Here is a 22,932-nt window from a genome sequence, read left to right on the forward strand (position 1 = left end):
CATGTTTTAAAAAACGTAAGAAGAAAATTCGGCTTTTATCGGTACGTTGAAATAAGCGTTATGAAATTGATTCATTTGTAAAATTTTTGTATTTGGCCTTTAAAAATGTATGCCACTTGCCACCTCTTATTTTATTCTGATATTGATTCTTTGTAACGATAACTTTCACCCGTAAATAGTAGTAAATGTGAGTGATGAATCAGGCGATCAATCACCGCTTCAGTAAGTATTGGATCGCCAAAAACATGATTCCACTGTCCAAATTGAAGGTTCGTTGTTATAACGATACTTTTAGTTTCATAACACATAGAAATTACCTGGAAGAGAAGTTCTGCTCCTTCTTTGTTTAAAGGGATATATCCCAACTCGTCCAGAACTAAAAGGTCCAAATTCTCAATCTGCTTCATGAGCTTCGAAAGGTTCCCTTTCTGGTTTGCATCAATGAGACTATTCACCAATGATGCCATCGTGAAAAACTTGATTCGAATGCCAAAGTTATGTATGGCATTTAAGCTAATTAACGTGGCCAAATATGTTTTTCCTGTTCCCACACCACCATATAAAATCAGATTTTCCTTATTCTGAATAAACTGTCCTTCAAGAATGTTTGTCCGATCAATCCCTTGAGGGATTTGTATATGATCCCACTGAAACGGGGATTTCCCAGTCTTGGGAAGTTGAGCTTGACTAAGCAATAAGTTAACTTTGCGTTCCTCTCGATTTTGGACTTCTTTCTCAAATAACTTTAGTAAATATTCTTCATTACTACCAGCTTGGATCTCTCTATAATTCTCTCGAATCCAGCTTAATTTCAAGCGCTTGGCATAATCTTCAATTTGATCAATCATTTTACATCACCCCCAACCTGGAACATAGTATCATAGTGGGAGAGACCTCTTGCTGCATTAGGCATAAACGGTACAGAATTTCGAGGTGTAATTGTATTATGAGAATGATCTTCGTTCAATATTGAATAAAAACAATGCTTGATTTGATCAATACTAGGATGGCCATAATTAGATGCCATTTTTAGAGCCTCATTTAATAACGTGAATTCATCATTTTTTAATAGCTTACCTAATAAGCTTAATGCACGTTTTTGTTCTTCTTCTGTACAATTTTGTAGGTACTCTGACCAAATAGGTGGGAAGTTCTCATATATACTTGAATATTTAATGGCTCTTGGCCTTTTAGACAACAATTCTAAGTACGGCTGCCATACCATGGACTTGCGTTTTATACCATACAACCGAGTGTGTTTAACGATGGGCTCATTTTCCTCATTTAAAATGACAACTTCGTTATAAGTAATTACTACTCTTACTTTTTGTGAGGCAAATCGTGGTGATGTAGAGTACTGTTTATTATCAATTGAAACCATCCCATATTTATCTGCTTTGACGTCTTTATGATAAGCACATTCAAACTTCTTTTCTGGTAACACAAGCCATTTGTCTTTGTCCCCTTGATATAACTCAGATTGGAGAACCTTCTTTTCATAGTGATGTCGATCCCTATCTTCCTCAGCCAAACTCCAAAGCGTCTCATTAAACTGATCTAGGTTTAGAATGGTATTCTCAGGTAATAAGAAGTTATTACGGACATACTTAACCATTGCTTCGACATGCCCCTTTTCATTTCCCTTACCAGGATTACAGAATTCATATTTAAACCCATAATGTAAGACAAACCGTTCAAAAGTATCTGTTAATTCACGCTCTCCTTTAGAAAGAATTTTCTTAACTGCTGGTGATAGATTATCAAACCGAATGGTATGAGGGACACCTTCCATATGATGAAACATCCGCTGTAAACCCTCTAGTAAACATTCGGTGTTTTCCGAAGGAAATACCTGAAAATAAAAGCTGTTACTGTAAGGAAAAGACATCACTAAATACGGAAGTTCAATAGTTTCTGAATCGTAGCTAAATGGTGCTGTTCCAAAGTCCACTTGCGCTGTACCAGGATATGATTCTAAAGGTAATGCAGCTCTTTGGTTGATTTCCTTCAATTCATGTTTCCGTTCAGAGACATATCTCCTAACTGTTCGATAAGCACCTTTGAAACTATGAAACTTCACCAACTGTTGAAACATTTTTTTAGCTGTTCTATGATACTTTCTTTTCTTTTTTAAATCCTCCTTGATCCACTTATCTAATATAGGCTTCACAGGATCCATAACTGGTGATTTTCTTTTCTGTTTATCTTTCTGTTTGAATTCTTCTTGATTTGCATACTTATTAACTGTGCGTGGATCTATACCCATTCTCTTTCCCACGCTGGCATAAGTTTCTCCTTTTTGGTTTACTTCATGTCTGATATAATCTATTTGTGCCACTGCTAACATCTCCTAATATCCTCCTGTCAAACGTTGTTGGTCCAACGAGGAGTTTAAAGTTATTGGGAGAGGTTGGCAAGTGGTTTTTTTTAATTTATGTATGGCCCACCGGGCCATACATAAATTAAATGCCATTACCTACATATTTAGTTTGCCATAAACAAAATTTTTTTAATAAATAACTCAACTTTCGCATACCAAATTAGGAAGGTAAGCCCTGATGTAGTTTGGTAAACCTGCAATCCAATTTGACAGTTGATTTTTTATTAGTTTTTGTGTTTGTTTATTTGTTTTCTTCAAGAGATCTTGAAGAAGCTCGATTAATTGCTGCAATGCGACAGCCCAATCAAGTTCATTTACTTCGTCACAAAGGTCATAAAACAATCCACCCAAGGTTCGTTCATCGCTGTGGCAACGATTTTGCCAAGAAAGAACGATATACCTAGTAAAAACAATGGTTGTATGACTGATCAGTAAGTCATAAGAACGTCCTTGAAACTCTTTCTGTAAGCGAAGAAGTGATTTTGTCGTCTTAAAGAACACTTCAATATCCCAACGGATGCCGTAAATACGGACGATTTCTTGTTCGAAAAGCGTGCAATCTGTGCTTAGAATGGCAAGCCACTCACTCTTCTTATTACGGTTTTGAACGAACACGATTTTAACCGGTACACCGTTTTTCATCGTCGGCGTGATGGAGCGAAGAAGCCCTTTCTTTCCTTGAAGGGGCGAAGCGGTTCTGTAGAGTTCTTTTAATGAAACCATTTGACCATCAACTTGATAGCGTTGCTTCGCATTTTTGACCATGCCAATGACGTCAAGTCCTTGTTCGACGATCACCTGAATCAAAGGTTGTTGAGTAAACCACGTGTCCATTAATACGTAAGAGGCTTCGATACCATTGGATAATGCTCGTTCAATCATCGCTGGGATTTGAACAGGTGCTGACTGGAGCGCTTCACTACGGCGCTTGTAACCCGAACTTCGTTTATCAATTTCTTCGTTGATCCCATTAATAGAAGACGTTTTAGAGCTTAGTAAAGAGAAGTCAACCGGCATGAAAGTATAACCGTCTGACCAGCCTAATGTAAGCATTCGAAATCCTTTATAAAATCGCATTTTCAAAGAAGCATGATCAAAACAACGGGCTAGTAACTCCACATTTTTACTACGATTTCGATCAAACGTAGAATCATCAATAATGAGCACTTTTGGACGGTCCTTTGATGTAAGCGCGCTGACTTTTTGAATCGTAGCCGCACTAAAAAGTAAAAGGAATTTCCGCCAAGCAAACTTGGAATGATTTAAACGATAGACGGTATCTTTGCCTGGGTATCGCTCGCTCTTTTTAGAAGAGACAAGGGTAAACCAATTTTTTTGATGAAAGATCAGACTAAATACAAGCTGAAACAAATAGGCACATGAAAACCCAAAGTTTTTTCGGATACCTGCTTTGCGAAGGTATTTTGATACTTGTAATTCAGAGAAGACTGTAGAAAGTTCATTTGGTAGTTGCTCATTCGAGTGTTTTTCCTTTATCATTGAGAAGGCACCTCTTCTTTGTGGTAATGGTTTCTAGTCAATTCCACTATACCAAAGAATCAGGTGCTTTTTCTGTTTAAAAGCACTCGTCAAGTAACATAATTACTAGTTTTTAAAGCTTTGATAGACCTACTCAGAAGTTAATTTTCATGGTGCGAAAGTTGAGTAAATAAGAATCTTATAGAATTATCTATCTGATAAGTAATTGTAAACAAATAGAAAATTATGAATTCTAAATTATTAAAAATATCACTAATTTTTAATGTATTAATATGCTTTCAAGTTTAGTAATATAATTTTATGAATAATTGGAATAACCTTCAATAATTTTCAAATTTAACTTTTCTCCAATTGAATGAAAGCGTTTAACATATGGTGATAAACTGGATATGGATAGGAGAGTTTGCATTGTGATTAAAGTACAAGAGTTAAGAAAGGTATATAGACAACCTATAAAAAAAGAGGGTTTAAAAGGAGTCTTATTACACTATTTTAAGCCAAAGTATGTGGATAAGATAGCCGTGGATGAAATAAATTTTGAAATAAATGAAGGTGAGAGTGTAGCGTACCTTGGGAAAAATGGAGCGGGGAAATCTACTACAATTAAGATATTAACAGGAATTCTTCAACCTACAATGGGCAAAGTTTTGATTGATAATATTGATCCACAAAGGAATAGAAAGGATTATAACAAGACTATCGGAGTTGTTTTTGGCCAAAGGACTCAGCTATGGTGGGATTTACCAATTTCTGAATCATTTAAATTAATTAAAGAAATATATCAAATAGATGATAGAACATACGAGCATAATTTGACTATTTTTTCTGAACTACTAGATTTAAATGAATTTCTACATTTGTCAGCTAGAAAAATATCATTGGGACAACGAATGAGAGCAGATATTGCAGCTGCATTATTGCATAATCCTAAAATCTTATATTTAGATGAACCAACCATTGGTTTAGATATTGTGGCAAAAGAAAAAATACGAAAATTCTTAAGATTTATTAATAAAGAATTTAAAACAACAATTTTATTAACCACACATGATATGGGAGATATTGAAGAATTATGTGATAGATTAATTTTAATTGATAGCGGTAAAATCTTATATGACGGAGATTTAGAAAGCGTTATCAAAAAGTATGCTCGATTAAAGAAAATTCAAATTAGAGTTGAAAATATATCTAAATATGAAGTGCTAAATGGAGAGTTTTGTAATTTAGGGGCTACACTAGAGGCTTTATCTGAAAAAGAAATTTCAGTATCTTTCGACTATTTGGAGATTTCAGCAAGTGAAGTCATATCATTAGTCATGAATTATATGACTATTTTAGATTTAAAAATTGAGGAAAGCGGAATTGAGTTTATTTTGAAACAAGTCTATGAAGGGAATTTAATTTTAGAAGAAGGGGGAGAGTAATTGAAGAAATACTGGTCTGTTGCTAAATGTTCATTACAGGTAACACTCACATATCCGATGACAACAATAATACATATCTTGATAAGTTTAATATCGTTTGTCCTGATGTTAAATTTATGGAATTCAATTTTTCATGGAAGGTCCACAATAGCTGGATATCAATGGAATGAAATGCTAGCGTACCTCTTGATTGTATTTATCATTAATACTGATGTTAACTCGGAATATAGATGTGCAAAAAAAATTATAAATGGTTCTATAGCAATGACACTAGTAAAGCCAATTAGTCACTCCAAGTACACTCTTGCTGAAATTGGTAGTTCAATTGTATTTACTAGTACTTTTAATTTAATGATTGGATTACTAGTTTCCATATTTATGAATGTATATATCACTAGTAATATAATAGTAATTATATTTTTTATAGTTAGTTTTATTAATGCTTTATTAATAAAATACTTAATTGTATACTCTTCATCTCTTTTATCATTTTGGACACATAATGTCCAAGGTGTTATGTGGACAAGAGTTGCTGTTGTTAGCTTTTTTTCAGGAGCATTAATACCCTTAGATTTTTTACCAACATGGCTTAAGGAATTATGTGAGTTATTACCTTTCCAGACTATAATAAACACGCCTATTAAGATTTATTTGGCAAAAATTAATTACACTGAAATGTTGATACTAACTATAATTCAATTTTTATGGATATTAGTATTTTATATTATTGTTAAAATAGTATTTCGTTACGGGCTAAAAAAGGTGAATATAAATGGGGGTTAGTTTAGAAAGATGTTGAGAAATCTAAAAACTTATTTCTGCCTTTTAAATGCTAATCTTAAAACTTTAGTTAGCTTTCGTGTTGATTTTATATTACTTATTTTAAGTGGGAGTTTAACGCAGCTTCTAGGTGTTATTTTTATCTTTACAATATTTAAACAAGTACCAAATATAGATGGTTGGTCATTATACGAAATAATACTTATATATTCATTAGTATTTTTAGTAGAAGGTCTTGTATCTATATTTTTTGATGGGATATGGAAACTTACATCAATTGTTAATTCTGGTGAGTTTGATCGTATTTTATTAAGACCTGTTTCTCCCATAATTCAAATAGCGACATTGGGATTTGGTTCACAAGGAATAGGAAACTTTATTATCGGTCTTATCTTACTTGTTTATTCTCTAATTAAATTAAATCTTATGAATCCGATTACTATTTTTATAGTCATTATTTTTGTTTTCTTAGGTGTTATTATTCGAGCGGCAATTAACTATTGTATAGCTGCTTCATCGTTTTGGACTAAAAACGGTAATCCGTTAATGATGGCAAATTACAGCTTTTCTGAGTTTTCAAAGTATCCGATTACTATTTATAGTTACTCGCTTCAAATTTTAATTATTGTGATTCCTTATATTTTTATTAGTTATGTTCCTGTCTTATTTATATTGAAAAAAGAAGGAGCAAACATTTTATTGGCTTTATATCCTTTTGTAATACTATATTGCATCTTATGTGTCAACATAATTATGAAAAAAGGGATTAAAAAATATGGTAGTACAGGAAATTAAAGGAGGTAACTTATTTTGGAGTTTCTGTTTAGAAATCACAATCTAGAATTGGAAGAAAGATTGAATGATCTTGTAAGTAGGTTGACACTTGAAGAAAAGATCCATTTGATGCCTACCAAACAACAATCAATAAAAAGATTGGGTATCCAAGAATATGTAATAGGGGGAGAAGCCGCTCATGGAATAGCGTGGTTAGGTAAAGCAACTACTTTTCCCCAACCTATAGGGTTATCATGCACTTGGAATCCAAAGTTATTATATAAAATTGGAGAAGCAATTGGAAATGAAGCTAGAGTGTTTTATCAGAAGTTTAACAAAAGAAAGGGATTAACATTATGGGCTCCTACCGTTGATCTAGAAAGAGATCCTAGATGGGGAAGAACAGAAGAAGGATACGGTGAAGACCCTTTACTTACCGGTATAATGGCACGTTCGCTAGTAGAAGGAATGCAAGGAGATCACCCATTTTATAAAAGGACTATATCAACAATAAAGCATTATATGGGAAACAATAATGAAAAAGATCGATTGCATTCATCCTCTAATATTGATAACAGAAATAAATTTGAATATTATATTAAGCCATTTAAATATCTCATAGAAAATGATGGAGCCTATTCTATAATGCCGGCTTACAACAGTGTTAATGACCTTCCATGTATATTAGATCCTGATTTAAAAGAGTTAATTAAAGATAAATGGGGATTAAAAGGGTATATAGTTGGGGATGCAGGTGATATGGGAATGACAGTTGATTTTCATAAATATTGTTCCACATATTCAGAGGCAGTATCATTAGCAATTAAAAGTGGGGTTGATAGTATAAATGATGATGTAGAGTTAGTAGTAAAATCGATAAAAGAGGCGTTACAACAAAAGCTCCTTTATGAATCGGATTTGGATGTTGCTATAAAAAATGTATTCAGAGGAAGAATGCAGCTAGGTGAATTCGATCCAGATTATTTAAATCCTTATAGTAATATACCCGAAAATATATTATGTTCCAATGCTCATAGTAAATTATCTTTAGAAGCAGCAAAAGAAGCGATAGTCCTTTTGAAAAACGAAACAAATATATTGCCACTCAATAAAAATGAGCATAAAAATATTGCAGTTATTGGACCTTTATCTAATGTGTTATTTAGAGATTGGTATAGTGGTGATTTTCCTTATAAGGTCACTCCTTTACAGGGTATTAAAGAATATGGTGAGGATAAGGTAAAACATCATAATGGTAGTGACTTAATAGCAATTAAGTCCAAACATACTGGACTCTTCTTTTCTGTAGATGAAAAAACGGGAGAAATTAAGGCTAATAGTAATACGATTTCTAAAAATGAAACATTTGAGATTACTAATTGGGGATGGGGGAAAAACACTTTAATATCTAGTGCAAATAATAAGTTCCTTACATTTAAAAGGAAATTAAGCGCAACTGCCGAAGAAGCTTTTGGTTGGTTTGTAAATGAATTATTTAATATAATTCAGACAAAATATGGTTACAAATTGGAGACATGGAATAAAAAAACATTGTGTATTGATAATGAAGAGATCATTCAAAAAGCTAAGGATGATTTGAAAAGTCATGAAAATGAGCTTTTTGAGATAGTGAAAATTTCAAATGGACTAGAATGTGCACAAAATATAGCAAAAAATTCGGACTCAGTTGTAATCTTTGTTGGAAATAATCCTTTAATAAATGGGAAGGAGGATGAGGACCGCCCAGACATTACTTTACCAAAAAATCAAAAAAGTTTAATCGATACTATATATGAAGTAAATAGAAATGTAATTCTCTGTATAATAGGGAGTTATCCATTTTCTGGAATAAATGATAATATTTCATCAATTTTATATACATCTCATGGTAGTCAAGAAATCGGTAATGCACTTTCTAAAGTGATTTTTGGAGAGTATAGCCCATCAGGGAAATTAACAATGACTTGGTATCGAGATGTGCAAAAACTACCCGACATTATGGACTATGATATTATTAAAGGAGAAAGAACCTACTTATATCATAAAGGAAATATCTTATATCCCTTCGGACATGGATTAACATATTCATCTTTTTCATATTCGGATTTAAAAATGCATATTAATAATTTTCGCAGTAATATTAAAGTCAGTTTTAGATTGATAAATATTGGCTCTATAGCAAGTGATGAAGTGGTTCAAGTTTATTTTAAATGTAATTCAAAAAATATAGTAAGACCATTAAAAGAATTAAAAGCTTTTAAAAGAGTACATCTCTTACCAGGAGAGTCAAGAATAATAAAATTTTACATTTCAGTAGACGAACTTACATATTGGGATTTTACTCAAAATAAATACACCCTAGAGAGTGCAGTTTATACAGTATTTGTAGGAAGTTCTTCAGAGGATATAAGATTATTTGGTGATTTGAAACTAAAAGGGGAGACAAAGTCTAAAGAAAGAAATTTAGAAATTAAAACAAGAGCAGAAAACTATGATGATTATAATAATGCAAATTTAAGAAAATCAATAAACGGGATACAGGTTGTACACTCAGAAAACAAGAATACTTGGATAATGTTCAAATCAAAAACTTTAAAGATTAATAGAATTATGAGAATTAATGTTAAATCGATTCACACTAATTCGACAATTCAAATTAGAAGGGATAAACCTAATGGTGATATTCTAGGTAAAAGTTTAGTAAAAACGATAAACGCTTGGAATATTGTAGATATTAAACTGGAAAATAAGAAAGAGTATTCAAATGTAAAATTATATCTTTTGCTTGATAAGGGGATTAGTATAGATTGGTTAGAATTAATTAAATAACTTTCAATATGAGGTGGCGAAAAAAATTGAAAACCTAAGTGGTTATTCAAAAAATGTTGTATTTTGAGGATTTAAAGTATCGATGTTTTCATTTAGAATCTTTTTTAAAATTATATAAAAATTTAATTAATATTAGGAGGATAAAATAATGAGTAAATCAGTACTTGCTGTTATGGCTCATCCAGACGATGCTGAACTTAGATGTTTTGGTACTCTTTGTAAATACAATAATCTTGGTTACCGATGTAAGATATTAATAATATGTGCAGGAGAAAATGGCTTTTCAATTCAGGAAGACCAAGAAGAAAAAATAAGTCTAGTTCAAAAAGAGAAAAGAAAAGAAGAAACACTCAAAGCCTTCGAGGAAACTAATATTGAAATAAGTGTACTTAATTTTAATGATGGGGAAATACAATTTTCAAAGGAACTTATAACTTCAATTGAGAAAGTAATGCGAGAGTTTTCACCAAGTGTAGTAATTACTCATTACCCTGATATTTTTGGAGTTGATCATCAAGACCACAGCACAGTTGGGAAAGCAACTATTAATTGTGCCTCAAGATTGGAGGAAATAGAGAGAATTATGTTGTGTGAGCCTTTATTAACAGTTAGATCTGGATTTAGCCCGAATCATTTTGTAAATATCACTGAATTCTTTTACAAGAAAATGGCCGCACTCTCTTATCATGAAACACAACAAGGGAGATATTATCTAGAAGAAAAATACCATGATGTTAAGTCTTCATTTTACTCACTTTCTATAGGAGGTAAAACATCAAGGAATAATAAGAAATTTGAGGCATTCCAATTATTATATAGCTTAGAAGATTAAACATTACTAAATAGGAGTTGAGTGGCGTTGATAAATTTAGTGGATTCTGCACATGGTGGGGTTGGTTGGGAAGAAAGAGAAACTACCCATATAAATGAATTAAGCATTAAATGGAGTAATTGTGGAGTTACATCAGAATATCATCAGCTAAAGAATGTTCTTCTACGAAGACCTGGAAAAGAGATAGAGAATATTCCTGAACCAGAAAAACTTTTATGGACAGAAAGAATGGAGCCAACTAAGGCGAGATATCAACATGATGAACTAGTGGATACATACAAGAAATTTGGTGTAACTGTAGAGTATTTAGAGGATGAAAGGGCTACTAATTTTCCTAATATTATATATATTAGAGACCTATTTTCTATGACACCTCAAGGTGCAATTATCTCAAGACTTGCGTCAAAAGTACGATCTGGTGAAGAAAATATTATATCGAAGAAAATAGCTAATATGGGTATACCTATTATTGCATCTGCGCATAATGATATGGTTTTGGAAGGTCCAGATATTTTAATAGTTAATCAAGATCTCGTTTTTCTTGGAGTGGGCTTACGCACAAATATTCAGGCTGTTAACTTTGTTAATAATCTCTTGAAAATACAAGGGTTTGAAGAGATTGAAATTATACAGACAACATATGGGTGTGGACACTTGGATGGCGTAGTGAATATTTTAAATTCAAAAAATTCAGTTATTATACCACAAAGAGCTTCCTTTCAACTATATTCAAGTTTAAAAAAACATGGGTTTAATATCATTGAGCTTTGTAATATGTATGAAATAGATGAACTAATGTCAATTAACTTTGTCACTTTAAATGATGAAACCGTTTTAATAAATAAAGGTTGCCAAGATACTATTCAAAAATATGCAAAAGCTGGTGTTGAATCAATTGAAGTTGATGTATCTGAATTAACAAAAGGAGGAGGTTCAGTTCATTGTATGACCGGGGTATTAAAAAGGGGGTAAATTTACATTGAATGTCTCTATTATAATTCCGATAAAAATAAAATTTGGTGAGAGTTTAGAGGGTTTTATAGCTCAAATAGTTACCTTAGCTGAACAGATAAAAGATACTGATAGTGAAATAATTATAGCAGATGAAAGTGAAAGATTAGTAAATAAATATATTAAAAATCACTTAGAATGTATAGAAAATGTTAATCACTTTGTACCAGATCCAAATATTAGAACCGGTGCAAACGATAAACTTAATGGAATCTACGACGCTTTAAATTATGTTAATTATGACAATATTTTACTGATTGATGATCACTATAGAATTACAAGAGAAACTTTAAATAAGATTTCACCGTTTTACAATAGATATGACTGCTTTAAGGTCATGCCTAAGTTTGATAAATTCCCAATATCCGCAAAAATAGATTTATGCGGGATGTTCATTGTCAATTTATTAGATTATAGAAAGCAATATTGTGGGCATTTGGCTTTTACAAAAGAACTAATAGATCGTGTTGGTTTCCCTAATCGGGACTCTCTCTTCGATGAGTTAGCATTAGAAAATCAGTTAAGAAAAGGTAGTAATAGGATTTGTTTTTTGAAAAATATCTCTTTAGAAGCAGAACAAAATATAAGTTACAGAAAATTTCTAGAACAGAGAGTAAGGTATGCGTACGAAAATTTCGCCTTTCCTTTTAGAACACTATTTTTCCTCTCAATTATACCAATAATTGTAGTATTGTTTATTATAAATATTACTTATATGTATTATTTTATATTAATAGTATCAATTATAAGTATATTATTTGGTTTATTAGGTCAACTAGTTTATGCCAGAAATATAGCTCCAACGTCTACATTTTTACTAAGTCCGGTTTGGTTTTGGTTTTATCCTTTTACTACATGGATAGCTGTTTATAAGTATTTAAATGGCGGAGTTTATTTTGGCGGAAAAAAGGTTCGAAGAGCGGTATGATTGTACCCAATCTACAAAAAAATGATGTTAGGAGTTAACAAAATCATGCAAACCATATTAAGTAATGAATTTAAGTTTCAATTAATAAATTCTTTAAATATTTTTAGAAACATTATTGACCCTTATAATCCTAAAGAAGAAATTATTCCAACTATCAAGGAAAATATACAAGCGAATTTTCCCGCTGAAGAAATAGAAAAATTGAAAAGTAATGTTGTTAATGAGGATGGTAGTGGTTATGTTTTTATAGATTTGAAAGAATTGTGTTCAAATTATGAAGAATTACTGATTATGAATTTTATTTTGTTAAATATCATAGGAAAGCCTCTATGGCATAAAGAGAATAATCCGATTTGGTTTAATTTAAAAGTAAAGACAGATGTAAATCCTATCAGAACACATGGCGTAGGGAAAAATCCGTTACATATGGATTTTCTTACTTTTGAAAGTTATCCAAAAGTTATATCTTTTTTGTCAGTTAGAAGAGATCCCTTAATGGGTGGAGGGTCCCTTTTATGCGATATGAAAAAAGTATTTAGTAAGTTAAATAAAAGGGAAAACGCCCTATTAAAATCTAAACTGTTCAAGTATTGGATTGATAAAGATATTGTAAATTTAGGAAAAGCTCTTGAAAATTTCTCTATTATAGAGAATAAAGACGGAAATGAGGTTTACAGGTATACTGAAAAAATGTTACCTCACCTAGAAGATGGGAGAGATGTATTAAATGAAGAAGGGCTTATTCACAAGGAAGAATTGATAAATATTTTTAATAAAATAAAAAAAATATCTGAAAAATACACATTAGAAATTTTATTAGAACCATATCAGACACTTATCTTTAATCAACAAAGGATAGCACATGGAAGATCACCATTAGGAGAAAATCAGAATAATTTAAACGAGGACCAAATGAGATTAATAGTTCAAACCTATTTAAATTAAAATTTAATATTAATAATGAGTAGTATTATGCCTTTTAGTAGATATTTGTGTTCGAGGACACAATTTTATTACATTTTTATTGTGTCCTTCATATTAAATAAGTAAATAACGAATCATCGTAGCTGGAAATTCAATTTTAAATAGGATCTTATATTGGTGAATGAAAGTTTAATTATAAAAATATGATTTTAATTGTGTAATCAATGAGGTGTATGCATGAGTATAGAAATGGCATTTAGTTCAGTTAAACTAATTAATAAAAATAATAGAAAACTAATTCTAAAAAGTGCTGAAAAAAATGAATTACAAACTACAGTTGAGCAGATCGAATACTTAAATAATTTACCATCTAGTTTAAAAAAGTATTTTCCTAATGTAATTGATTATACTATTTCAAGTGAAATGGTTCAATATTTAATGCCATATTACGATATGACTCAATTGGATGTAGCATTATCAGGCAAAGAAGTTCCCTACTATTTATTAGAAAAGGTACTTTCAAATTTAATTTCAATTGTGTTTCAAGAAATATACCCCTTAAATAAGATTATTCCTCCGGATAATTACATGTATGAAAAGCACTTTAATCGTGTCATTAGTAGAATTGATTACCTTTTGTTTCATCGAAAAGATCTAGTTAATATAATAAAAGCTCCATATTTAAAAATTAATCAAAAGACGTATATGAATTTTTATAATTGTATAAACAAGGTAATGGACAAGGATCATATTAATTCAATAAGTCCAATTGAATTGAGTTTAATTCATGGTGATTTGGAAGCAAATCATATTATGTTTAAAGAAAAAGACAAAAAGCTTAGGATAAAACTGTTAGATCCTAGAGTTTCAAAGAATGGGGGGGATTTTGCATATGATTTAGCAAAGCTCTTTCAGTCAGTACACGGTCAGGTACATGAAATTCAAAGAGGAAATTTCTGTTTAGAAATAAAATCTAATATGCATTGTCCTGAGGTGAATTTTTCCATTCACAATTGCAGAGATATAGATGAATTGAAAAAACTTTTAGATGTATTAAGGATAGATGTAAATCAGTACTCGTTCGATAAATCTTGGGAGCAAAGAACTATGTTTATTGAAAGTATCCATTTTTTAAGTTCTCCTCCATTCTTCTTAAGCGAAAAGTTTCCACCTTTTGCGGCGGAAGCGCTTTATATACAAGGGATCATTTTACTAAATAACTATGTTAATAAGTACTTGGATTGATTCATTATTTACATTGAGAGGAGTATTTGTATTGGACAAAAAAATTATTATCAACGCTGATGATTTCGGTTTAAGTTATGGTGTATCTGATGGAATATTAAAAGCGCACCAAGAAGGCATAGTTACAAGTACTTCACTTATGACTAATCAAATTGACTCTGTAAGAGCATTGATCGAGGGTTTGAAATATCCTAATTTAGGAATAGGAGTGCACCTCGTAATAACAAAAGGAAGTCCAATTTCTAATCAAAATGACGTGTGTTCATTAGTGGATAGTACAGGTGAATTTTATAATCAAAATGAACTTTACAAAAGAAGGGGCAAGATTGAAATAAATGAAATTTATATTGAATATTGTAATCAAATTGAAAGGTTTTTTCGAATTTCTGGAAGGTTACCAAACCATTTAAATACACATCATTTTATTGGTAATATTTATCCGCCTTTTTTTAAAATATTATTAAAAGTAGCTGAAAAATATAACTTACCTATAAGATTTCCTAAATTTGAAGAGCGATTATTTGATATTAACGAGCTAACGTATTTACTAGGGGGTATACCGGTTGAAAAATTAAGAAAATATCAAGAAGAGAATTATAACTTATTAAAGAATAGTAAGGTTATTTATCCTGATAATTTTATACCTGGATTTTTTGGTATAAATAAAATTACTAAGGAAAACCTACTAAGTATATTGGATAGTTCTGATCAGCTAACTGAAATAATGGTACATCCTGGCTTTATAGATAAGTATCTGACCAAAATTTCTACGTATACAGATGAAAGAAAAAAAGAATTAAACGTATTAATTAGTAGAGAAATTAAAGAGTATGTGAAGAGTAATAGAGTGAATTTAATAAACCAAGAGTTTTTAATTCATAATTCAATACAAATATAAATGGAGGAGTAATTATGTCACGAATCTCTTTATGTATTCTTGTGAAAAACGAAGGTTATTTGTTAGAAAAATGTTTAAAAACTATAAAAGGTGAAGTTGAAGAAATAATTGTTGTTAATAATGGATCAATTGATAACACTAAACAAATTGCAGAATCCTATGGAAGCATAGTTATAGATCTTCCTAACTCCTCTTTAGATAATGCTCGGCAAGCTTATTTAGAAGCAGCAACACAACCATGGATTTTAGTTTTAGATGCTGATGAAATGTTATATCCGAAAGATATTATAGAAATAAAAAAAATATTGTTAGATACAAGACATAATGTTATGGGATATCGGTTACCTAGATATGAATATATAGGAAAAGGTAAGTGGGCCAGCATTGATATTTTAAGATTAACAAGGAACGATCCAAGAATAAAGTATACCTCTTCAAAAATCCATGCAACTTTGTCAACCTCTATAAATGATATTGAAGGGGAAATGGAAAAAATCAACTCAACACCGATTCATCATTTTGATATATTGTATAAAAATAAAACATCTAGAAAAAGAGATAAATATATACAGCATTTAAAAGAAGAACTTATTCATAACTCAAGAAATAATCCACACTTAATATCGTATTTAGGAGTTGAATATTTTGCCTTAGGAAATTATGAAAAAGCGGAAGCATTATTCTTAAATGCAATAAAAACTGATAAATTAAATCTATCAAAAGGGCGACTATATTTAGCTCAGTTATATTTTCATTTAAGGAAATATATACAGGCCGAAAGTCAAGCAAATTTAGTATTAAAAGAAGGATCCCCATTTTTACAAGATAGGTGTTACACTCTATTGGCAGATATATATGTTGCACAAAAAAACTTCAATAAAGCTATAGAGCACAGCGAAAGTGCATTAAATATAGATAGGTTTGGTGCACATAATTATATAAATATGGCTTCTTTATTACAAAATACTGCTCCAAAACTTTCAATACAATATAGTCTAAAAGCAATAGATTTAAATCCAATGTTGTTGAATCATACAATATATGATATGGGAGAAAAACCAAATATATTTGAATTTCAGTCTTCGTTTATCTCAAGTTCAGGTTCAGTATTTGACATCTTAATAAAATGTTTCTCTAAATTAAATAGGCAGAATGATAAAGAATATTGGGTGGAAAAGAAAATTGCTATTGAAAGAAAAATACACAGTGTAATTTAGGTTTATAAAAAAATTGCAAGAAAAATAATGCAACTCCCCCTAGAAGTAATTTTCACAGGGGGGGAAATTCATTATATATTTAAATTATTAAGGGTTAACTTTTTTTATTACCTTTCCTGGTACACCTACTATTTTATTATAAGCTTCAATATCCTTAATTACAACTGTCCCGGCACCTGTATATGCACCACGTGAGATTAACAACGGTGCAATTAACAATGAATTTGAACCAATAAATGCATCATCCTCTATTATAGTGGAATGTTTCTGCTTTCCATCGTAATTACATGTTATAGTGCCAGCACCAATATTAACATTTTTACCAATCTTTGCATGGCCAAAGTAAGAAAAGTGTTTACATTTACTGTTTTCACCTACTGAAGTGTCATTTATTTCACAGTGGGAGCCTAATTTTGCGTTTTTAGCTATTTTAGTTTTGTTTCTTAGGTATCCATAAGGGCCAATTGTATTATCTTCTTCTAGAACAGAGTTAAATATTGTAGAAGATAATACATTGCAGTTTGGACCAATATAAGAATCTTCTATATGCGAAAAAGGACCGATCGTTGTTCCTGATTTAATAGTAGACTTACCTTTAATTACAATCATAGGTGATATTTTAACACTTGCTTCAATATCTGATTCATCAGAAATATATACACTATTAATATCTTCAAAGATTACTCCTTTGTTTAATAAGTCTTTTAATTTGTTTTTTATCATTTTTTACACCCCTTAGTTTTTAAAATACATATTTAGATTAATTTTAGCAAAATAACTAACCATAAACCATAAAATATCCTTTTTATAATAAAAATTGGGGTGGATTGGTAATGCGTGGTTAGAAATTGGGAGATGATGAAGTGGAAATAATTTTTTTTGTAAGCGAAAGGTTAAGTGGAAGAGGCGGTATGGAGAATGCAATAAGTACTATCACTACAACTATGATCAAAAAAGGAAGAAAATGTAGGGTGATTTTATCGTCACCATCTGAAGATCCTAGATGGGAAAAGAAATTACCCATAACCCATTTATTTGATCAATATCCTAAATTTTCAACTTATGAAAAAAAAACAACCATAACCTCTTCCAAGTTATTAGATAGAGTTCAATATTTAAAAAATCCGTTTACTCTAATAGCATTATCCGCATTTTCTTTAAATATAGTTAACGAAACAAGAAAGAATTATATTAATTTAAAAGGAAATAAGTTTCATATAATAAGTTGGCTACACTTTAGTATGCATAGAGAGAAATTTAAGGATTTTTTAAATTTCGCAGATTGTCATCTATGTATCAGTTCAGGTATTTATAATCAATTAAAAGTATTGACACCATCTAAACCAAGTTTTATTGTATATAATCCTGTTGACATCAAACAAGAGTTTGTACCTAGAAATTATAATAAAACGCAATTTTTATTTATAGGAAGATTAGATAATGAGCAGAAGAGATTAGACCGATTGTTTAGTTCTTTGAGTAAAGTAAAAGGAAACTGGTCACTAAAAATCATAGGAAATGGTCAAGACAAGAATTATTTAGAGGCACTAGCTGATGAACTAAACATATCTGAAAATTTGGTATGGGAAGGTTGGAGCAGGAATCCATGGGATCATGTAGATAATGCTACCATTCTCATACTACCTTCTGATTATGAGGGGTTTGGACTTGTAATTGTTGAAGCATTAGCTAGAGGTATTCCAGTAATAGCTTCTGATTGCCTAACAGGACCAAGTGACATTATCGAAGAAAACGTAAATGGATGGCTTTTTCATCCAAGTGATAATACAAGACTGACAGACCTATTGAATTTGATTGTTAAAGGTAAGATTAACTTACCAGATCCCATATCTTGTGTAGAATCTGTGGGTAAATTTGAGGTGAATACTACGGTAAATAGATACCTTACAGCAATTGATAGTATATTAAATCACTAAATTTTATTAATGCTATTAAAAATATTAAGCTTAATAAAAAATTAACTAGAGTAGGTGAGTCGTATGAAAATAGCAATTGGACAACCTGAACATTTTCCTTACATAGGTTATTTTAAAAAAATGGATTATAGTGATATTTTTGTGATATTAGATAATGTTCAATTTCAAGGAAGAAGAAGCTTCCAAAATCGAAATAGATTCTTAAATAATTCTGGAAAAATGGAATGGTTTACTGTACCGGTAAGCAAGGGTTCATATTATAAAAAAATTAACGAAGTTTTAGTGGCTCCAGACTATGGTTGGAAAAAGAAACTAGTAAAAAAAATGTCTTATAATTTTCCTAGATTTAACTTCGATTCTATATATAATAGTGAGAGATTGGTAGAAATAAATATGAATAGTATTAATCTTTGTAGAAAAGAACTAGAAATCACAACCCCTATTGTTTATAGTTCACAATTAGATATTAAGGGAGTAAAGGGAGAATTATTATTTAATATATGCAAATATTTTAATGCTAGCACTTATGTATCTGGATTAGGTGGTAAAGCATATTTAAATGATAAAAGTTTTGAAAATATAAAAATAGAATTTTTAGATCCAAAAGTTGATAATTATGACTCAACAATTTCATATTTAAATTGTCATGAAAAGCCTCTTGGATGGTAAAGCTACTATTCAACATGTGGTATAGGGATTGATATCGGTAGAACTACAACTAAAATAACATTCATTAATTATGACGGAGAAGGGAAGTTATCAATAAATGGGAAATAAAAGCAATTAATAAACCATATGGTTAAACAAATTGCAAATTCTATAGATCAAAAGCTTTCACAACATTGTCAGTCAAAAGAAAAACTATTAGGTTTAGGAGTTGGAGTTCCTGGAATTGTAAACTCAGATGAGGGGATTTTTTATACATCTGTTAATATCGAATGGAGTAATTATCCGTCAAAAAAATCTCCCAAAGACAAAATTAGGTTACCTGTATACATTGAGTATGAAGCTGACTTAGCAGTCCTTGGTAGAATGCAGAAGGATCTGGATACAATACTCAAAATATAATAATGCTAACATTAGGAAATGGTTTAGGTGCAAGTATTAATAAAAATAGAAAGTTAATGAAAGCCACAATTGGATCGGTGGCGAAATAGGACATATTATTGCAGTTCCAGAAGACGGAGAACTTTGTAAGTGTGGGAGGACGGGCTGTCTTGTAACCATTGCATCCGCTACGGGAATAGTTAGAATTGCAAAAGAAAAAGAGAAGGTAGATAGTCTACTTCGTAATAATGAAACCGAATTAAACATATCTTCAAAAGATATATTTGAAGCAGCATCTTTAGGATAGACATTTCAACCGAAGTTATTGAATATGTTACACACTATATTGGTTTAGTACTTGCTAATGTATATTTCATATGTATTAACCCCACAAATGAGTCATCATAGGAGGAGGTGTATCAAAGGCAGGAAAACCTACTAAATAGAATTATTCATTATTACAATTACTTCTCTCTTCCTTTTGTTATATGAGAATACATTTATATTAATAGCAATACTAAGAAACAATGCTGGTGTTTTAGGAAGAGCACTTCTGACAAGGACTAAACTCGAAAATCAAAATATTATTTGTTAATATAGAATGGTTTTTTCGTACATATATATCAATAGGAGAACACTTACTTATTGTTACTAAAATTATTTTTGATTTTGACCAATTAATAAAAACAAAAGTGAAAATTCAAAGAAGGAGGAAGAAAGCATTGGTTAAGAGGTCTGTAGTTTTTACTGGTGGAGGGTCAGCTGGTCATGTAACCCCTAATATCGCAATTATCAAAGAAATAAATAACCAAGATTGGGAAATTAATTATATTGGTTCTAAAAGTGGAATAGAAAAAGATTTAATTACTAAATTGAATATTCCTTATCATCCAATCAATTCTGGTAAATTGAGAAGGTATGTTGATTTTGAAAATGTCATTGACATATTTAGAGTCTTTAGAGGATGTAAGGAAGCTAGATCAATCTTAAAAAAAATTAAACCTGATTTAGTTTTTTCTAAAGGAGGTTTTGTCACAGTTCCAGTAATTGTAGCAGCGAAAACTTTAAAGATACCTGTTTTTATTCACGAAAGTGATATAACACCGGGTTTAGCCAATAAAATATCTAAGAGATTTGCTACAAAAATATTCACTACTTTTGCAGAAACCAAGCAATTTTTCCCTGAACATAAAACAAAAGTCGTCGGATCTCCAATTCGAAGGGAGATATTAAATGGTTCTATCAAAATAGGAAAAAGGTACTTAGGATTTAATGATTTTAAACCGGTACTTACAATAATGGGAGGAAGCCTTGGTGCAAAGAAGATAAATGATTTAATTAGAGATAACCTAGATTTATTGCTGCAGAATTATCAAATCGTTCATCTTTGTGGAAAAAACAATATTGATAAAAGTTTAATTCATTTAAACAATTATAAACAATTCGAGTATGTAAATGAGGAATTATCTGATATCTTAGCTGCTACTGATTTTGTAATTACTAGAGGAGGATCAAATGCTATATTTGAATTTTTAGCATTAAGAATTCCAATGATTATTATTCCTCTAGGTTTAGAACAAAGTAGAGGTGACCAAATTTTAAATGCAAAATCTTTCGAGGAAAAAGGTTACTCAATTACAGTAAATGAGCAAGATCTAAGTGCAGATAAGTTGCAAGAGAGTTTAGCATATCTTTTAAAAAACAAACACAAAATTAGAGAAAATATGAGGACTGCTTCTCAATTCAATGCAATTTCTATTTTAGTAAAGGAGATGACCGATATTATTCAAAGCTAATTAATTAACTTATTAGTATATATAAACTAGTTAATGACCTATTAGTATTATTATATAACCTACAATAATATAGGTTAAATTGGAAGTTAAGATAACTAATGGCTTTTATGATTGAAGAATCTGCAGCATAATAAAATTCTAAAAGAAGTAGGATAATTATAATTTTGGAGGGGTAAAATGCATAATTATAAAATATCTGTGATTGTCCCAACTTTTAACAAACTTAATGAGCTTTCCTTAACTCTTAATTCTTTAATAAATCAAACTGTATCGAAAGAAGACTTCGAAGTAGTAATAGCAGATGATGGTTCTAGTGAAGATGTGAAAAGTCTCCTAAGATTATATCCTCAAATTAACATTAAATATACATACCAGGAGGATAAGGGTTTCCGAGCCGCTAAAGCAAGGAATATGGGCATGTTACATGCTTCTGGGGAGATTTACCTATTCATTGATAGTGGGGTTCTCTTAGAACAAACTTGTCTCCAAAAACATATTGATTTGCATTTAGAAAGCGTTGAACCATTGGTGGTTTTAGGCTATACATTTGGGATGAATATTAAGTCAGATTTAGATGAAATGCGAGATATTATTGATAATAACACTATAAACTCCGCAATAATGTTGATGCATGAAAGAGATATGATCGATGGTAGAGAACCGCTTTACAAGGAACATGGTGATGCTTTATATGATTGGCCAGCTCCCTGGGTAGCATTATGGAGTTTGCACTTTTCGGTTCGCTCGTCTTTTCTCATAGAAAAAAAATTATCTTTTGATGAATATTTTACTCACTGGGGGTGTGAGGATAATGATATAGGAATAGCCTTATATAAGTGTGGAGGTAAATTTGTTTTAGATAGGAATATAAAATCAATTCACTATCCTTCCGAAAAACGCAGTTATGACATGTTTAAAGACCCATCTTTTAAAGAAGCATTTCGTACAAATCAATATTACCTTGTGAATAAACACCAACGTGATGATGTAAAAATGTGGTATGAAAAAGGAATGTTTAATGTAAACAGATTATTGTTGGAAGATCAAAATAAGATTGAGTGATATTGAACTAGTAATAGCATTAATTAAACGATATGATTCACTAGTCCTAGAAGAAAGTCATTAAAAAATATCAAATATCTAAACCAACTTAACTTGTTATATAAGTAACGTTCTAAGTTTGTGGTATTAACTTTTATTGAATTAAGGTTTTATTGTTACTCTTGAAATTTAAATATAATTAACTATCCAATAAAGTCTTAATGTTGATGGTATTTAGTAATGTAAGCGTCAAATAACGCACACATTCTACTAATACCCAAGCTATGAGATACTCTTTCTATCAAATAGAAAAGGGTGTTGTCATGAACCGAAAAGACAAGTATGAACGTTGGAAAACACGTATGGAAG

21 protein-coding genes are annotated in these 22,932 nt (G+C 30.8%); 17 read left to right on the forward strand and 4 right to left on the reverse strand.

The window, feature by feature from the left end; genetic code table 11:
* Positions 1-131 precede the first annotated feature (131 nt).
* From istB to MW695_RS16955, 3 genes are all read right to left on the reverse strand, one after another.
* Positions 132-848, reverse strand: coding sequence for an IS21-like element helper ATPase IstB (istB, locus tag MW695_RS16945; RefSeq protein ID WP_247106634.1), 717 nt, complete (start codon positions 846-848; stop codon positions 132-134).
* Complete coding sequence (istA, locus tag MW695_RS16950; RefSeq protein ID WP_247106635.1) at positions 845-2,347, reverse strand: IS21 family transposase; 1,503 nt, start codon at positions 2,345-2,347, stop codon at positions 845-847. The genes istB and istA overlap by 4 nt, the downstream gene beginning before the upstream one ends.
* 174 nt (positions 2,348-2,521) lie before the next feature.
* Positions 2,522-3,880 carry an IS4 family transposase gene (locus tag MW695_RS16955; RefSeq protein WP_247106636.1) on the reverse strand — a complete coding sequence of 453 codons (1,359 nt, stop codon included), beginning with the start codon at positions 3,878-3,880 and terminating at the stop codon, positions 2,522-2,524.
* A gap of 410 nt (positions 3,881-4,290) precedes the next feature.
* On the opposite strand from MW695_RS16955, the gene MW695_RS16960 reads away from it, so the two are divergent.
* From MW695_RS16960 to MW695_RS17010, 11 genes are all read left to right on the forward strand, one after another.
* A complete protein-coding gene (locus MW695_RS16960) occupies positions 4,291-5,304 on the forward strand; it encodes an ABC transporter ATP-binding protein (protein ID WP_247106637.1) in 1,014 nt (337 codons plus the stop codon).
* Entirely contained in the window at positions 5,305-6,087 is a 783-nt protein-coding gene (locus MW695_RS16965; protein WP_247106638.1) for an ABC transporter permease, read from the forward strand.
* A 9-nt stretch (positions 6,088-6,096) separates the two neighbouring features.
* Positions 6,097-6,879 carry an ABC transporter permease gene (locus MW695_RS16970; protein WP_247106639.1) on the forward strand — a complete coding sequence of 261 codons (783 nt, stop codon included), beginning with the start codon at positions 6,097-6,099 and terminating at the stop codon, positions 6,877-6,879.
* Between the two features lie 15 nt (positions 6,880-6,894).
* Complete coding sequence (locus MW695_RS16975; RefSeq protein WP_247106640.1) at positions 6,895-9,687, forward strand: glycoside hydrolase family 3 C-terminal domain-containing protein; 2,793 nt, start codon at positions 6,895-6,897, stop codon at positions 9,685-9,687.
* Positions 9,688-9,835: 148 nt separating this feature from the next.
* Positions 9,836-10,519, forward strand: coding sequence for a PIG-L deacetylase family protein (locus tag MW695_RS16980; protein ID WP_247106641.1), 684 nt, complete (start codon positions 9,836-9,838; stop codon positions 10,517-10,519).
* 27 nt (positions 10,520-10,546) lie between these two features.
* Entirely contained in the window at positions 10,547-11,491 is a 945-nt protein-coding gene (locus MW695_RS16985) for a dimethylarginine dimethylaminohydrolase family protein (RefSeq protein WP_247106642.1), read from the forward strand.
* Between the two features lie 7 nt (positions 11,492-11,498).
* Positions 11,499-12,458 (forward strand): glycosyltransferase family 2 protein, encoded by a 960-nt coding sequence (locus tag MW695_RS16990; RefSeq protein ID WP_247106643.1) that lies wholly within the window; start codon positions 11,499-11,501, stop codon positions 12,456-12,458.
* A 45-nt stretch (positions 12,459-12,503) separates the two neighbouring features.
* Entirely contained in the window at positions 12,504-13,403 is a 900-nt protein-coding gene (locus tag MW695_RS16995; protein WP_247106644.1) for a TauD/TfdA family dioxygenase, read from the forward strand.
* 216 nt (positions 13,404-13,619) lie between these two features.
* The gene (locus tag MW695_RS17000; RefSeq protein WP_247106645.1) at positions 13,620-14,627 is read left to right on the forward strand and encodes a hypothetical protein; all 1,008 of its coding nucleotides are present in this window, start codon (positions 13,620-13,622) and stop codon (positions 14,625-14,627) included.
* 31 nt (positions 14,628-14,658) lie between these two features.
* Complete coding sequence (locus tag MW695_RS17005; RefSeq protein ID WP_247106646.1) at positions 14,659-15,525, forward strand: ChbG/HpnK family deacetylase; 867 nt, start codon at positions 14,659-14,661, stop codon at positions 15,523-15,525.
* Between the two features lie 14 nt (positions 15,526-15,539).
* On the forward strand, positions 15,540-16,742 hold the full coding sequence (locus tag MW695_RS17010; protein WP_247106647.1) for a tetratricopeptide repeat-containing glycosyltransferase: 1,203 nt from the start codon (positions 15,540-15,542) through the stop codon (positions 16,740-16,742).
* Between the two features lie 87 nt (positions 16,743-16,829).
* On the opposite strand, the gene MW695_RS17015 is transcribed toward MW695_RS17010, so the two are convergent.
* Positions 16,830-17,465 carry a DapH/DapD/GlmU-related protein gene (locus tag MW695_RS17015; RefSeq protein ID WP_247106648.1) on the reverse strand — a complete coding sequence of 212 codons (636 nt, stop codon included), beginning with the start codon at positions 17,463-17,465 and terminating at the stop codon, positions 16,830-16,832.
* Between the two features lie 140 nt (positions 17,466-17,605).
* Here MW695_RS17015 and MW695_RS22980 point away from each other — a divergent pair, with 140 nt between their 5' ends.
* The 6 genes from MW695_RS22980 to MW695_RS17040 all read left to right on the forward strand — a co-directional run bounded on the left by MW695_RS22980 (position 17,606) and on the right by MW695_RS17040 (position 22,584).
* Positions 17,606-18,679 (forward strand): glycosyltransferase, encoded by a 1,074-nt coding sequence (locus MW695_RS22980; protein WP_247106649.1) that lies wholly within the window; start codon positions 17,606-17,608, stop codon positions 18,677-18,679.
* Positions 18,680-18,742: 63 nt separating this feature from the next.
* Entirely contained in the window at positions 18,743-19,348 is a 606-nt protein-coding gene (locus MW695_RS17025) for a WbqC family protein (protein WP_247106650.1), read from the forward strand.
* 126 nt (positions 19,349-19,474) lie between these two features.
* Positions 19,475-19,747 (forward strand): ROK family protein, encoded by a 273-nt coding sequence (locus MW695_RS22550; protein ID WP_252120796.1) that lies wholly within the window; start codon positions 19,475-19,477, stop codon positions 19,745-19,747.
* 85 nt (positions 19,748-19,832) lie between these two features.
* Complete coding sequence (locus MW695_RS23095; protein WP_368859662.1) at positions 19,833-20,033, forward strand: ROK family protein; 201 nt, start codon at positions 19,833-19,835, stop codon at positions 20,031-20,033.
* A gap of 415 nt (positions 20,034-20,448) precedes the next feature.
* Entirely contained in the window at positions 20,449-21,522 is a 1,074-nt protein-coding gene (locus tag MW695_RS17035; protein ID WP_247106651.1) for an undecaprenyldiphospho-muramoylpentapeptide beta-N-acetylglucosaminyltransferase, read from the forward strand.
* A gap of 177 nt (positions 21,523-21,699) precedes the next feature.
* Positions 21,700-22,584, forward strand: a complete 885-nt coding sequence (locus tag MW695_RS17040) for a glycosyltransferase (RefSeq protein ID WP_247106652.1) — start codon at positions 21,700-21,702, stop codon at positions 22,582-22,584.
* Positions 22,585-22,932 lie beyond the last annotated feature (348 nt).

Source organism: Halalkalibacter sp. APA_J-10(15) (assembly GCF_023017105.1).
In the GTDB taxonomy this organism is placed as follows: Bacteria; Bacillota; Bacilli; order Bacillales; family Bacillaceae_D; genus Halalkalibacter.